Origin of the sequence: Vogesella facilis (genome assembly GCF_042648525.1) — a bacterium.
Lineage (GTDB): Bacteria > Pseudomonadota > Gammaproteobacteria > Burkholderiales > Chromobacteriaceae > Vogesella > Vogesella facilis.
The window spans coordinates 1-13,763 of sequence record NZ_JBHRXN010000022.1; the positions used below are offsets into that span (position 1 = coordinate 1).

The 13,763-nt window shown below is 63.7% G+C and carries 11 protein-coding genes and 1 tRNA gene; 7 read left to right on the top strand and 5 right to left on the bottom strand.

The window, feature by feature from the left end; translation table 11 throughout:
• Position 1: 1 nt before the first annotated feature.
• Positions 2–78 (top strand) — tRNA-Asp (locus ACFOLG_RS08250).
• A 137-nt stretch (positions 79–215) separates the two neighbouring features.
• Positions 216–2,087: a M3 family metallopeptidase gene (locus ACFOLG_RS08255; protein WP_386090634.1), complete on the top strand. Its 1,872-nt coding sequence runs from the start codon at positions 216–218 to the stop codon at positions 2,085–2,087.
• Between the two features lie 87 nt (positions 2,088–2,174).
• On the opposite strand, the gene ACFOLG_RS08260 is transcribed toward ACFOLG_RS08255, so the two are convergent.
• The 3 genes from ACFOLG_RS08260 to pmbA all read right to left on the bottom strand — a co-directional run bounded on the left by ACFOLG_RS08260 (position 2,175) and on the right by pmbA (position 5,284).
• Positions 2,175–2,663 (bottom strand): disulfide bond formation protein B, encoded by a 489-nt coding sequence (locus ACFOLG_RS08260; RefSeq protein ID WP_386090637.1) that lies wholly within the window; start codon positions 2,661–2,663, stop codon positions 2,175–2,177.
• A gap of 50 nt (positions 2,664–2,713) precedes the next feature.
• Positions 2,714–3,850: a patatin-like phospholipase family protein gene (locus ACFOLG_RS08265; protein WP_386090640.1), complete on the bottom strand. Its 1,137-nt coding sequence runs from the start codon at positions 3,848–3,850 to the stop codon at positions 2,714–2,716.
• A gap of 81 nt (positions 3,851–3,931) precedes the next feature.
• Positions 3,932–5,284: a metalloprotease PmbA gene (gene pmbA, locus ACFOLG_RS08270; protein ID WP_386090642.1), complete on the bottom strand. Its 1,353-nt coding sequence runs from the start codon at positions 5,282–5,284 to the stop codon at positions 3,932–3,934.
• A 102-nt stretch (positions 5,285–5,386) separates the two neighbouring features.
• Between pmbA and yjgA the strand changes: the two genes are divergently transcribed.
• The 5 genes from yjgA (at position 5,387) to ACFOLG_RS08295 (ending at position 9,900) form a co-directional block, all read left to right on the top strand.
• Positions 5,387–5,953 (top strand): ribosome biogenesis factor YjgA, encoded by a 567-nt coding sequence (gene yjgA / locus ACFOLG_RS08275; RefSeq protein WP_386090644.1) that lies wholly within the window; start codon positions 5,387–5,389, stop codon positions 5,951–5,953.
• A complete protein-coding gene (gene mog, locus ACFOLG_RS08280; protein ID WP_386090646.1) occupies positions 5,950–6,528 on the top strand; it encodes a molybdopterin adenylyltransferase in 579 nt (192 codons plus the stop codon). The genes yjgA and mog overlap by 4 nt, the downstream gene beginning before the upstream one ends.
• Positions 6,528–7,490 carry a YheT family hydrolase gene (locus ACFOLG_RS08285; RefSeq protein WP_386090649.1) on the top strand — a complete coding sequence of 321 codons (963 nt, stop codon included), beginning with the start codon at positions 6,528–6,530 and terminating at the stop codon, positions 7,488–7,490. The genes mog and ACFOLG_RS08285 overlap by 1 nt, the downstream gene beginning before the upstream one ends.
• A 10-nt stretch (positions 7,491–7,500) precedes the next feature.
• On the top strand, positions 7,501–8,292 hold the full coding sequence (gene trpC, locus ACFOLG_RS08290; RefSeq protein ID WP_386090651.1) for an indole-3-glycerol phosphate synthase TrpC: 792 nt from the start codon (positions 7,501–7,503) through the stop codon (positions 8,290–8,292).
• An 87-nt stretch (positions 8,293–8,379) separates the two neighbouring features.
• Entirely contained in the window at positions 8,380–9,900 is a 1,521-nt protein-coding gene (locus ACFOLG_RS08295; RefSeq protein ID WP_386090653.1) for a PilZ domain-containing protein, read from the top strand.
• A 77-nt stretch (positions 9,901–9,977) separates the two neighbouring features.
• Here ACFOLG_RS08295 and ACFOLG_RS08300 read toward each other — a convergent pair whose 3' ends face one another.
• Both ACFOLG_RS08300 and ACFOLG_RS08305 read right to left on the bottom strand, forming a co-directional pair.
• The gene (locus ACFOLG_RS08300) at positions 9,978–11,180 is read right to left on the bottom strand and encodes an acetyl-CoA C-acyltransferase (protein ID WP_386090655.1); all 1,203 of its coding nucleotides are present in this window, start codon (positions 11,178–11,180) and stop codon (positions 9,978–9,980) included.
• A 72-nt stretch (positions 11,181–11,252) separates the two neighbouring features.
• Entirely contained in the window at positions 11,253–13,628 is a 2,376-nt protein-coding gene (locus ACFOLG_RS08305) for a 3-hydroxyacyl-CoA dehydrogenase/enoyl-CoA hydratase family protein (RefSeq protein ID WP_386090657.1), read from the bottom strand.
• Between the last annotated feature and the right edge of the window lie 135 nt (positions 13,629–13,763).

Sequence of the window (13,763 nt, forward strand, 5' to 3'; positions counted from 1 at the left end):
TGGAGCGGTAGTTCAGTTGGTTAGAATACCGGCCTGTCACGCCGGGGGTCGCGGGTTCGAGTCCCGTCCGCTCCGCCAACACCCTGCAAGCCTTTCCTCGCGGAAAGGCTTTTTGCATTTCGCCTACCCTTTCGGGCAAGCCGGCCGCAGATGGCAAAACAAGCCATGGCTTTGGCGTTATGCTGGTGACCTAGCCATTTGCAACAGAGCACACCATGACCACGCCGCAAGCCTTTTTCGATCAGCTCAACCAGGACTACCTGCAGATCCACAAAACGAAAGAGGATCTGTTCTGGGCCACTTACATGGCCACCAGCGACGATCACGCCGGCTTTGCCCGCGCCGAACAGGCCTTCAAGGATTTCATTTCCAGCCCGCAGAAACTGGCACAAACCCGCGAACAGTTGGCCGCAGCCTGTGCACTGCCCACCAGCGCCGAACGCGACGCGCTGCTGCACGGCCTGAACGGCTGGCTGGCACTGTTCGAAGCCAACATCATCGATAACGACGCCGCACGCCAGCTAATGGCCGAACTGATCGACGCCGAAGCTGCGCTGTTCGCCCGCAAGCGCGAGCTGGTATTGCAGCACATCAACGAGCAAGGCGAGCAGGAAGAAGCCACCCTGGGCATGCTGGCCACCAACATCAGCATGAACGCCAATGCCGACTGGCGCCGCAGCTCGTACCGGGCCTTCCTGCAATTGGAACAATGGGTACTGGACAACGGCTTTCTCGATATCGTACGCCTGCGTAACCGCCTGGCCCGTGCACTGGGCTTTGCCGACTACTTCGACTACAAGGTGCGCAAGAACGAGCAGATGAGCCCGGCGCAGCTGTTCGCCATCCTCGACGATTTCGAGGCCCGCACCCGCAACGCCAGCCAGCGCGGCCTGGCGCAACTGACTGCGCAACACGGCGCCGATGCCACCCAGCCATGGAACCTCCGCTTCCACATGAGCGGCGACGTGATCCGCCAGATGGACCCCTACCTGCCGTTCTCGCGCGCGCTGCGCCGCTGGGTGGAAAGCTTCCGCCGCCTGGGCATCCGCTACCGCGGCGCCACGCTGCAGCTGGATCTGCTGGAGCGCAAGGGCAAATACCAGAACGGTTTCTGCCACGGTCCGGTGCCCACCTCCTACGACCGCGACGGCCACTGGGTGGCTGGCCAGATCAACTTTACCGCCGAGGCCAAGCCAGACCAGGTCGGCAGCGGTCACCGCGCCATCAACACTCTGTTCCACGAAGGCGGCCACGCCGCGCACTTCGCCAATGTCAGCCAGAACTCGCCCTGCTTCTCGCAGGAGTTCGCCCCCACCTCGATGGCCTATGCCGAAACGCAGTCGATGTTCTGTGACAGCCTGCTGGACGACGCCGACTGGCTGAAACGCTACGCGCGCAATGCCGCCGGCGAGGCCATGCCGGACGAGCTGATCCGCGCCCGCATCGAAAGCAGCCAACCGTTCCGTGCCTTCAACGAACGCATGCTGGCAGTGGTGGGCTATTTCGAGCGCGAGCTGTACCAGCTGGACGATGCCGCGCTGACTGCGGCCAACGTGCTGGCACTGGCCCGCAGCACCGAGCGCCGCATTCTGGGGGTGGACAGTCCGCGTCCGCTGCTGGCGATTCCGCACCTGCTGAATCAGGAATCCGCCGCCGCCTACCACGGCTACCTGCTGGCCAATATGGCGGTGTACCAGACCCGTGCCTGCTTGCTGCAGCGCTTCGGCTACCTGACCGACAACCCGGCCATCGGTCCGCTGCTGGCCGAACACTATTGGGCGCCCGGCAACAGTATCAGCCACGATGCCACGCTGCGCAGCCTGACTGGCGAGGGCTTCAATGCCCGCCACCTGGCGGATGCCTGCAACCAGAGCAGCGAGCAGGCATGGTTGGTCGCACAGCACAGCATGGCTGCCGCGGCAGCGCGCGCCTACCCGTCGGACTATCCGGCAACGCTGGATGCACACATTCGCGTGCTGGACGGCACGCAGCTGCTGGCGGACAACTCCGTCTCCGAGGCTGAGATGTGCCGGCAATTCGAAGCCGTGATCGCGCAACGCTACCCGGCGGCACGGCAAGCCAGCTAGGTTGGCCGCAGCAGTAACAAAACCCCGCAAGTGCGGGGTTTTGTTACTGGCGCACACAGCGCCAGGCTGCTGGCGGGTAGTGCCGGCTTAGACCTTGCGCCAGCCGTTCCACAATGCGGCCGCGATCAGCACCACGAACAGCAGCCCGGTCCACAGCGGCATCGACTGCCCCAGGAAGACCCAGTTGATTTCCGCGCATTCGCCGCTGCCCTTGAATACCGTGGCCAGCACTTGCGACAGCGGCAGGGTTTCCAGCATGAAATCCAGCCCCGGCCCGCAGGCCGGCACCTGATCCTTGGGCAGGTGCTGCAGGTACACGTGCCAGGCTGACACCGTGCCGCCCACCAGTGCCGCCAGCGCCACCAGCAATGCGGCCAACCTGGCGGCCCATTGTCGCGGATTGAACAAGGCAAATACTGCCGCCAGCACGCCGGTGGCGATAATGCCCACCCGCTGGAAAATACACAGCGGACATGGCTCCAGCCCCAGCACATGCTGCGCATACAGCGCATAGCCCATTGCCGCCGCACAAATCACGGCAATCGCCGCAAACCCCTGTCGTTGACTCAGTTTCATGTTTCCCCTTTAACGCATTGCATTGATCTTGTTGCCGGCACTACAGACCGTCAGTTCTTCAAAAAATTCAAAATCTCGACCTGGCGCGTCATCGCATCGCGATAACCCAGCTCAATCAGCTCCTTGCAGTAGGCCGGCTCGAATAGCAAATAACTGGCCAGCACCGAACCACGCTGCCGCATCGCCCCTGCGCCGCGCAACAGAAAGCGCATCGCCGGCGGGAAGTTGCGCACATGCTTGAAGGCAATGGCTTCCAGCGATACGCTGGGCGAAATATTGAACACCTCGACCCGCTTCAGCTGGGTGCGACCGCTATTACGCACGTGCTCGTCGATCAGCGACACCGTATGGTTCACCCGCGTCAGGCGCTCCATGTCGGCTTCCATGCTGTCGAAAAACACGCTGTTGAGCAGGTGGCCGAAAATGGTAGCCAGCGTCGGCCGATCCGCCTGCATGCGCCGCTCTGCCCGCTGCCGCTGCGCCGAATGCAGCCCGATGACAAACAGCCGCTCGGCGCCAAGGTGCAGCGCCGGCGACAACGGCGCCATCTGCCGGATGGCGCCATCGCAGTAGAAGCGCCCGTCGATGGTGGCGGCAGGAAAGATCAGCGGAATGGCCGAGGTTGCCATCAGGTGATCGACGCCGATGCGCTCGCGCACGCCCAGCCGCTGGTGCCGGCTCCACTCGTCGATATCCGACGCACCCTCGAAAAAACTGACGGACTGCCCGGTGCTATAGCAAGAGGCAGTTAACGATAGCGCGCGCAGGTCGCCGCGCTCAATGGACTGCGACACACCGGCAAACTGCACCGAGCGCCCGAGCAGCTCGCGCAACGGCGCGCTATCGAGAAAACTGGCCGGGTTGTGCACCAGCTTGCCGCCGGTAAACACCGAGCCGCCCCATTGCAGGAAGGCGCGCGCAAAAAACGGCCAGTCGGCACGATAGACATCGGTGACGTGCAGCCCTTTCCACATCTTGGCCAGAAAGGCGGTAGCGCGGCGAAAGTGCATGGCACCGGCAGCCAGGCCGACGGCATTGATCGCACCGGCCGAGGTGCCGCTGATAATGGGGAACGGGTTGCCCTCATGCCGTGGCAGCATGTGCGCCACTGCCATCAGCACCCCCACCTGATAGGCCGCCCGTGCCCCGCCACCGGCCAGCACTAGTCCAACTGCGGGCTTTGTCATGATCCCTCCCCTGTTTTTTCTCATTATGGGACAGCAGCAGGAGTTAAAACGGCCTGCTTAAGCACAGGCCGAACATGACACTCAGGCTTCGCCAGCCACCATCATTTTTTCCAGCAGTACCGAGCCCATGTGGCGGCTGCCGCGGCGGTCGATATCGTCGCCGATGGCGTCGATATGCAGCAGCATCTCGCGCAGATTGCCGGCGATGGTGAACTCCTCCACCGCGTAGGCCACCACGCCGTTTTCCACCCAGAAGCCACTGGCGCCGCGCGAGTAGTCGCCGGTCACCATATTGACACCGTGCCCCATCAGCTCGGTGATTAGCAGGCCGGTACCCATGCGTTGCAGCAGTGCCGGCAAACCGCCGTGCAAGGTTGGCCGCACCAGCAGATTGTGTGCACCGCCGGCGTGGCCGGTGCTCTGCATGCCTAGCTTGCGCGCGGAATAGCTGCCCAGGAAATAACCTTGCAGCACGCCGTTGCTGACCAGCTCGCGCTGCTGGGTGGCTACGCCTTCTTCGTCGTAACAACCGCTGGCCAGACCGCGCAGCACAAATGGGTCTTCGCTGACATTCAGCAGCGGCGCCGCCACCAGGGTGCCCAGCGAGTCCAGCAGGAAGCTGGACTTGCGATACAGACTGCCGCCGCTTACCGCCTGCACCAGACTGGACAGCAGGCCGCCAGCCACCGCCGCCTCGAACAGCACCGGGTACTGCCCGGTTTTCACCCGGCGGCCATCCAGGCGGCGTACGGTGCGCTCGCCGGCGATGCGGCCAACCTCAGCGGCAGCCAGCAGGTCGTCCGGGTGGCGGGCGCTGCTGTACCAGTAATCGCGCTGCATGCTGTCGCCACCGCTGGCCACCACCGCCGCCGACAGGCTGTGACGCGAGGTGGACTGGCTGCCGACGAAACCATTGCTGTTGGCGTAGCAATGGCGGCTGACATGGCTGGACACGCTGCCGCCTTCCGAGTTGCTGATGCGGGCATCTACCGCGCGGGCGGCATCCTCGCACTGGCGGGCGATGTCGATGGCGCGCTCTACCGGCAGCGCCCACGGGTGGAACAGGTCGAGCGCGCGGTCGTTGGCGTGATCGAACAGCAGTGCCGGGTCGGCCAGCCCGGCGCAATCGTCCTCGGCGGTGTAGCGCGCGATGTTCAGCGCCGCCGCCACCGTGTCGGCCAGCGCCTTGTCGGAGAAATCGGAAGTGCTGGCGTGGCCCTTTTTCTGCCCCAGGTACACCGTCAGCGACACACCCTTGTCGCGGTTGTACTCGATGGTTTCCACTTCAGCCAATCGTACCGACACGTTCTGGCCGCAGCTTTCCGATACATCGACTTCCGCCGCCGTCGCACCATTGCTGCTCGCCAGTTCGAGCATGCGGCCAACGATGTTTTCCAGGTCCGATTCGCTGTAAGAAAAAATCTGTTCTGACATATCCGCTTTCCGCGTGAAGCACGTTGCGCGCCTTGCTCGGGCGGCCGTGCGGGGGTGATTTCCGGTATCATACCAGCTTGACACTTTAAGCAAGCTTTACCAATGGCTACTGATTACCTTAACGAAGACGACAACGGCCTGCCGCCCAGCCGCTCCCAACTCAAGCGCGACAGCGAAGCGCTGCAGGATCTGGGCCGCGAGCTGACCGAACTGCCGGCCGCCAAGCTCAAGAAAATGGAGCTGGACGAGCAGCTGCTGGTGGCGGTGCTGGATTACCAGCGCTTTAGCGCCAACGGCGCCAAGCGCCGCCAGCTGCAATACATCGGCAAACTGATGCGCGGCATCGACCCGGCACCGATCGAAGAACGGCTGGCCGCGCTGCGTGGCGACGCCAGCGCCCACACCAACTGGCTGCACCTGCTGGAACGCTGGCGCGAACGCATGCTGGAAGACGACAAGCACGTGCAGCAGTTCATTGCCGAATTCCCGGCGGTGGACATGCAGCAGCTGCGCACCACTGTGCGCAATGCGCGCAAGGAGCGCGCCGAGAACAAGGCACCCAAGGCGGCACGTCAGCTGTTCCAGACCATCAAGGATTTGATCCCGCAGCAAGGCAAGCAGAAAAACGCGCCGGAAGACGAGTTCGACAGCGAGGACGAGCAGGCATGACATTGAAAATCGGGCTGGTATCCATTTCCGACCGCGCCAGCCAGGGCGTCTACGAAGACAAAGGCATTCCCGCGCTGGTGGACTGGTTGACGCTGGCGATCTCATCGCCGTTCGAAACGGTTACCCGCCTGATTCCGGATGAGCAGCCGCAAATCGAAGCCGCACTGACGCAGCTGGTGGACGACGAAGGCTGCCAGCTGGTGCTGACCACCGGCGGCACCGGCCCGTCGCCGCGCGACGTGACGCCGGAAGCCACGCTGGCGGTGGCGGATCGCGTGATGCCCGGCTTTGGCGAGCAGATGCGCCAGATCAGCCTGAAATTCGTGCCGACCGCCATCCTGTCGCGCCAGGTGGGCGTGATCCGCAAGCAAAGCCTGATTCTCAATCTGCCCGGCCAGCCGAAGGCGATCCGCGAAACACTGGAAGGCCTGCGCGAGGAAGGCAGCGTGACCGTGCCCGGCATTTTTGCCGCCGTGCCCTACTGCCTGGATCTGATCGGCGGCCCGTACGTGGAAACCCGGGCCGAGGTCGTCAAGGCCTTCCGCCCGAAATCCGCCATCAAGCCACAGGCCTGATGCGCTACCAGGCTCCACGTTGGCTGCACGGCAGTCATGCCGACACCATTTGGCCGGCGCTGTTCATTCGCCAGCAGGCACCCGCTTACCGGCGCGAAGTCTGGCCGACGCCGGATGGCGGCGAGATCGTCGTGGACCGGGTGGATGGCCAAGCCGGTACGCCGCTGGTGGTGCTGTTCCATGGCCTGGAAGGCAGCAGCCGCAGTCACTATGCCATTGCGTTGATGCGCGAAGTGCAGGCCCGCGGCTGGCACGGCGTGGTGCCGCACTTCCGCGGCTGCGGCGGCGCGGAAAACCGCCAGCCGCGCGCCTACCACGCCGGCGACTCGGCCGAGATCGACTGGATACTGCAGCGGCTGGCAATGGAACAGTCGCAGCTGTTTGCCGCCGGCGTGTCGCTGGGCGGCAGCATGCTGCTGCGTTATCTCGGCGAATGGGGCAACGCGGCGCTGCCGCTGGCGGCGGCGGCCATCTCGGTACCGCTGGATCTGGCGGCCGCCAGCACGCGACTGGATCGCGGCCTGGGCAAGTGGCTGTATACCCGCATGTTCCTTGGCACTCTCAAGCCCAAGTCGCTGCGCCAGCTGCAACACCATCCGCAGTTGTTTGATGCCGATGCCGTGCGCCGGGCGCGTACCTTTGCCCAGTTCGACAATCTCGTCACCGCACCGCTACACGGCTACCGCGATGTGCGAGACTACTGGACCCGTGCCAGCAGCAAACCGGTGCTGGGCAGCATCATGCGGCCAACCTTGTTGCTGAATGCGCGTAACGACCCGTTTTTACCTGCCAGCGCCCTGCCCGGCGCCGACGAAGTCAGCGCGGCAGTAACGCTGGAGCTGCCGGAGCGCGGCGGGCATGTCGGCTTCGCCACCGGCCCGTTCCCCGGCCGGCTCGACTGGCTGCCGCAACGTCTGCTAGGATTTTTCGATAACTATTTGCCCGCCCGTGGCGGCGACTGAAAGCTTGGCTATGTCTGACATCCTCACCAAAATCTGGGCCACCAAACACCAGGAAGTCGCCCAGCGTCGTCCACAGCGCTCGCTGAGCAGCCTGCGCAGCGAGGCCGAGGCGCGCCGCGACGACCGCCGCGACTTTGTCGGTGCCATCCGCCACAAACATGCCGCGCAGCTGCCGGCGGTGATCGCCGAAGTGAAAAAGGCCAGCCCCAGCAAGGGCGTGATCCGCGCCGACTTCGACCCGGCCGCCATCGCCGCCAGTTACGCCGCCGCCGGCGCGGCCTGCCTGTCGGTACTGACCGATGCGCCCTACTTCCAGGGGCATGAGGACTACCTGATCGCCGCCCGTGGCGCCTGCCAGCTGCCGGTGCTGCGCAAGGATTTCATGGTGGACGAGTATCAGATCGTGGAGGCCCGTGCCATCGGCGCCGACTGCATCCTGCTGATCGCCGCGGCGCTGTCGCTGCCGCAGATGCAGGATTTCGAGGCACTGGCACACGAGCTGGGCATGGCGGTGCTGGTGGAGGTGCACGACGAGCATGAGCTGGAAGCCGCCTTGCAGCTGAAGACCCCGCTGGTTGGCGTCAACAACCGCAATCTGCGCACCTTTGAAGTCAGCCTGGATACCACCCTGCGCCTGTTGCCGGCCATCGGCCCGGAGCGCATCGCCGTGACCGAGAGCGGCATCCTGACCGCGCAAGATGTCGCCATGATGCGGGAGCATCAGGTACATACTTTCCTGGTGGGTGAAGCCTTCATGCGCGAACAGGATCCGGGCGCCGGGCTGGCCAGAATGTTTTTCTGAGCACGGGCAGTACAGTTTTATGCCAAGCAGCAACAGTCTTCATCTACCATGCAGACATAGGCCAGCGCCGACGGTGAAAAACGCCCCATGATCGACCTGAAAGCCATATTCCGCGCCGTTTCCGGCGGCAGGAGACCCACCCCCGATACCACCGAGTCTGCGACCCGGCTGGTAAACACGCTGCCGACCATGGACAGCCGGCCGGCGCTGGTGGAAATCATCAAGGCGGTGGCACGCATCAACAAGGATGTCAGCGTTGCCTTCAAGGATCGCATCAACACCTTGCTGTACGTGGACACCCACTCCGCCCCCATTCACCACCACCTGTGTCTGGACTATCTGGCCGGCGTGCCGCGTGCGCGCACCTACCTGCCGACCATCCTGGCCTACTGGACCGAGCTGGCCAACGGCTACCTGCTGTGCCTGCGCCAGAGCCAGAACAGCAAGACACCGCAGATGACACCGACGCTGGAGTTGGCCGCGGCGCGCGCGCTGCACCACCAGCTCAGCCTGATCCGCTGGAGTGCGCTGCGCTACATCCATGCTGATGGCTCTACCTGGCTGCAAGCCTACCGGCTGTACTCGCTGATCGAACAAGCCGGCTTCCAGCAAAAGCCGATCACCCTGTACCAGCCGGACACCGAGAGCATTACCCCGGAACGCATGCTGATCCAGGCTGCCATGCTGCAGCTGGCGCAAACCGACAACCTGGTACCCATCGAGATCGAGGCCATTCACCTGATGTTGTCGCGGCTGGTGGACGATGTCAGCCTGGCGCCGAACGCCTGCAACAGCGACTTCCAGTATGTAATCAACCTGGATCTGCCGGTGGCGCCGCAACTGCTGCGGCGCGGCACGCTGGGCAAGGGCTGCCGTTTCTGGTCCGGCGATGCGGTGGTCAACCGCCTGGCCGACCTGATTCTCGACTTTGACCAGGAAGTGCCGGCCAACTTCAAACGGGCACTGCCGTCGATGGCGGCGGAAACCTGGCGCAGCCTGCTGCAAAAGCTGTCTACCCGCTGGTCGCAGGATGGCGGCAAATCCATGCGCCGCCACGAGCGGCTGACCGCCAGCAGCATGGCCAAAGTGGAAGTCGGCTTCGAGCGCATTGCCCATCACCTGCGCCTGAGCCGCAATGTACCGCCGGGCGACGAGCAGTTCAGCGACGAATGGCGCGTGACCGATTCCAGCGAAGCCGGTGTCGGCATGACCTATCTGGGGCGGGACGTAGACGGCCTGCTGATCGGCCGCACCATCTGGATCGGCACGCGCGGCCAACCTGCACAGCTGGGCATCATCCGCCGCGTGCAGCGGCTTAGCGAAGGCGGCACCAAGGTGGGGGTGGAGCTGCTGGGCAATATGCCGCTGCCGGTGCAGCTGAGCGAGAGCATCAACAGCACGCCGTTTAACGGCATCTACATCACCCAGAACAACACCCGTGGCGGGCGGCGGGTGTTCCTGGTGCCCAACAAACTGTCCAGTGGCAGTGGCGTGCTGAGCCTGTCCGCCAATGGCAAGACCTACCAGATCCGCATCACCGAACTGGTGGCCAGTCACGAAGACTGCCAGCAGGTGGAGTTCGATACGCTGGAGCGGCTCACCAGCTGAGCCACTGCAGCAATGCAAAAGCCCGGCAAATCGCCGGGCTTTTTTGTCGGCCAACCACAAGGTTGGCCGCATACCAGTTACAGCACTTCGATAATGCCGGCGGCACCCATGCCGGTACCGATGCACATGGTCACCATGCCGTGGCCCTGCAGGCCGGCATCGCGCATGCCGTGAATCAGCGTGGCGGTACGGATGGCACCGGTAGCACCCAGCGGGTGGCCCAGCGCGATGGCGCCGCCATGCGGGTTCACGCGGGACATATCCAGCTCCAGGTCACGCGCCACGGCCAGTGCCTGCGCGGCAAACGCCTCGTTCAGTTCGATCCATTTCAGATCGTCCTGTGCCAGACCCGCCTGTTTCAGCGCGGCCGGAATTGCCTCTTTCGGACCGATACCCATGATTTCCGGCGGCACACCTTTCACCGAGAAGGTCACGTAGCGGGCCAGCGGAGTCAGGTTGAACTCCTTCAACACCCGCTCGGACACCAGAATCACCGCACCGGCGCCATCGGACATCTGCGAGGAGTTGCCGGCGGTGACGCTGCCCTTGGCATCGAACACGGTTTTCAGCTTGGCCAGACCATCCAGCGTGGTTTCACGGCGCGGACCTTCATCGGTGTCCAGTACGCGAGTCTTGCTGATCACCTCGCCGCTTTCCAGGTTCGGCGTGCGGTAGGTGACTTCCAGCGGCGTGATCTCGTTCTTGAACTTGCCGCCGTCGATGGCTGCCAGCGCGCGGCGGTGCGACTCCACCGCGAAGGCATCCTGATCTTCGCGCGACACACCCCACTGCTGCGCCACTTTCTCGGCGGTCAGGCCCATGCCGTAGGCAATGGCGTAGTTCTCGTCCTTGGCGAATACCGCCGGGTTCAGCGATACCTTGTTGCCCATCATCGGCACCATGGACATCGACTCGGAACCGGCGGCGATCACCACGTCGGCCTCGCCCATGCGGATGCGGTCGGCAGCCATCTGCACCGCGTTGATGCCGGACGAGCAGTAGCGGTTGATAGTGATGCCGCCCACGGTGTTGGGAAGACCGGCCAGCAGCACGCCGATACGCGCCATGTTCAGACCCTGCTCCGCTTCCGGGAAGGCGCAACCCACCACGCAGTCGGAAATCAGCTTCGGATCCAGCGTCGGTACCTGCGCCAGCGCGCCGGTAATCACGTGCGCCAGCATGTCGTCCGGGCGCACGTGGCGCATCATGCCACGCGGTGCCTTGCCTACCGGGGTGCGGGTCGCCGCAACGATGTAAGCTTCCTGTACTTGTTTAACCATGTTTGCAATTCTCCTGGTGGCGGAGCGGCCCGCCCCTCAGCTTGCCGCTCCGCCGATGTTCTCTGGCTTATATCAGTTACGCAGCGGCTTGCCGGTGGTCAGCATATTGGCGATGCGATCCTGGGTCTTGCTGGTCTTCAGCAGGGTCATGAAGGCCTTGCGCTCCAGATCCAGCAGCCACTGTTCGTTCACCAGCGTGCCCTGTTCCACATCACCACCGGTCATCACATCGGCGATCAGGCCGGAGATGAAGAAGTCGTGCTTGCTGATGAAGTTGCCTTCCATCATGTTCACCAGCTGCCCCTTGATGGAGGCGGCACCGGCACGGCCGGCCACCGGGAAAGTGGCACCACGCATCGGCGGGCGGTAGCCGGATTCTGCCAGCGCGATCGCTTGCTGCTTGGCAACATGCAGCAGTTCGTAGGCGTTGAACACCACGCTGTCGCCCTTGCGGAAGAAGCCGATTTCCTGCGCCTCGTGGCCGCTGGTGGCCACTTTGGCCGTTGCCACCGCCATGAAGTAATCCTTCAGCGCGGCCAGCACATCGCCACGGGCTTCCTGCGCTGCGCGCAGGGCAAACTCCTTGCAACCGCCGCCGCCCGGCAGCAGGCCGACGCCGACTTCCACCAGACCGACGTAGGATTCCAGCGCGGCCACAGTCTTGTCGCAGTGCATGGCGAACTCGCAACCGCCACCGAACACATAGCCCTGGGTAGCGGCAATGGTCGGAATCTGGCTGTAGCGCAGACGCATGGAGGTGTCCTGGAAGCGGCGCACGGTGGCATCGATGGCATCCCAGTCACCCATCATGAAGGCCGGCATCATCGAGCTCAGGTCAGCGCCTACCGAGAACGGCTCCTCGGTCTGCCAGATCACCAGGCCCTGGAAGCGGGCTTCGGCGATGTCGATGGCAGTGTTCAGGCCGTCGATCACGTCCGGGCCGATGGCATGCGCCTTGGACTTGAACGACACCACCAGCACGCCGTCGCCGCTGGTAAAGGCACGCACGCCATCGTTTTCGAACACGGTTTCGCCCAGCTGGGCGACCACCTCACCCAGCACCTTGGCCGGTGCCAGCTGACGCTGGTACACGTCCAGCGTGCTGCGGCCAACCAGCTTGCCGCCGGCGGCGTCGAAGGAACCATCGGCGAAATGCACGCCGGCACGGTCCGCCTGCTGCACCCATGCCGGCAGGTTGGCCGCAACCAGCGACTTGCCAGCCTGAATGTCTTCGGCGATCCACTTGGCAACCTGCTGCCAGCCGGCGGCCTGCCAGGTTTCGAACGGGCCAACGCTCCAGCCGAAGCCCCAGCGGATGGCGAAATCCACGTCGCGAGCGCAGTTGGCGATGTCGCCCAGGTGGTAGGCAATGTAGTGGAACACGTCGCGGAAGCAGGCCCACAGGAACTGTGCCTGCGGGTGTTCGCTGTCGCGCAGCTTCTGGAATTTTTCTGCCGGATTGGCGATCTTCAGGATGTCCTTGACCGCATCGTCGCCCTTCTGGCCACTGCCCACGTACTCACCCTTAGTCGGGTCGAGCACCAGCATCTGCTTGCCTTCTTTCTTGTAGATGCCGGCCTTGGTCTTGGCGCCCAACGCACCGGCGGCGATCAGCTTCTGTAGCCACTCCGGCGATTTGAACAGGCCATGCCACGGGTCGTTCGGCAGGGTATCGTCCATGGTCTTCACCACGTGGGCGAAGGTATCCAGCCCCACCACGTCAGCAGTGCGGAAGGTGGCGGATTTCGGGCGACCCAGGCGCGGGCCGGTCAGGTCGTCCACCACGTCGAAGCGGATGCCGAATTTCTCGGCGTTAGCGATGGTGGCCAGCATGGAGAACACGCCGATGCGGTTGGCCACGAAGTTCGGGGTGTCCTTGGCGCGTACCACGCCCTTGCCGAGGGTGGTGACCAGGAAGCGTTCCAGGTTGTCCAGCATGCCCGCATCGGAACCCACGCATGGGATGATCTCGACCAGGTGCATGTAGCGCGGCGGGTTGAAGAAGTGCACACCGCAGAAACGCGGCTTCAGTTCGGCCGACAGCGAATCAGCCAGTTGATTGATCGACAGGCCGGAGGTATTGGTCGCAAAAATCGTTTGCGCGCCCAGGTGCGGCGCCACCTTGGCATACAGGTCGGCTTTCCAGTCCATGCGCTCGGCGATCGCCTCGATCACCAGGTCGCAGTCCTGCAGCAGGTGCAGGTGCTCTTCGTAGTTGGCCGGCTGGATGAAGTTCACCGCATCCTTGCTGGACAGCGGCGACGGCTTGAGCTTTTTCAGGCCTTCGATCGCTTTCAGCGCAATCGCACTCTTCGGGCCTTCCTTGGCAGGCAGGTCGAACAGCACGGTCGGCACCTTGGCATTAACCAGATGAGCGGCGATCTGCGCCCCCATCACGCCGGCGCCGAGCACGGCTACCTTGCGGACGATGAATTTGGTTTGAGACATGGTTTCCTCGGTTGTCTTGTCGAACAAACAATGGTGAAGGCCTCTCGGATTATAGGTTCCGGGTCGGCCCAAACAGGGGTTTGTACTGTATTGCTAGCCCGATACAGTAACTGAACAAAAGTTCAGCATTTCCCT

What these genes read in the sequence shown, in the direction of transcription:
- ACFOLG_RS08300 (WP_386090655.1), bottom strand. Translation starts at nt 11,180, where the DNA reads ATGGTTAAACAAGTACAGGAAGCTTACATCGTTGCGGCGACCCGCACC.
- ACFOLG_RS08260 (WP_386090637.1), bottom strand. Translation starts at nt 2,663, where the DNA reads ATGAAACTGAGTCAACGACAGGGGTTTGCGGCGATTGCCGTGATTTGT.
- mog (WP_386090646.1), top strand. Translation starts at nt 5,950, where the DNA reads ATGACATTGAAAATCGGGCTGGTATCCATTTCCGACCGCGCCAGCCAG.
- ACFOLG_RS08255 (WP_386090634.1), top strand. Translation starts at nt 216, where the DNA reads ATGACCACGCCGCAAGCCTTTTTCGATCAGCTCAACCAGGACTACCTG.
- ACFOLG_RS08295 (WP_386090653.1), top strand. Translation starts at nt 8,380, where the DNA reads ATGATCGACCTGAAAGCCATATTCCGCGCCGTTTCCGGCGGCAGGAGA.
- trpC (WP_386090651.1), top strand. Translation starts at nt 7,501, where the DNA reads ATGTCTGACATCCTCACCAAAATCTGGGCCACCAAACACCAGGAAGTC.
- ACFOLG_RS08265 (WP_386090640.1), bottom strand. Translation starts at nt 3,850, where the DNA reads ATGACAAAGCCCGCAGTTGGACTAGTGCTGGCCGGTGGCGGGGCACGG.
- yjgA (WP_386090644.1), top strand. Translation starts at nt 5,387, where the DNA reads ATGGCTACTGATTACCTTAACGAAGACGACAACGGCCTGCCGCCCAGC.
- ACFOLG_RS08285 (WP_386090649.1), top strand. Translation starts at nt 6,528, where the DNA reads ATGCGCTACCAGGCTCCACGTTGGCTGCACGGCAGTCATGCCGACACC.
- ACFOLG_RS08305 (WP_386090657.1), bottom strand. Translation starts at nt 13,628, where the DNA reads ATGTCTCAAACCAAATTCATCGTCCGCAAGGTAGCCGTGCTCGGCGCC.
- pmbA (WP_386090642.1), bottom strand. Translation starts at nt 5,284, where the DNA reads ATGTCAGAACAGATTTTTTCTTACAGCGAATCGGACCTGGAAAACATC.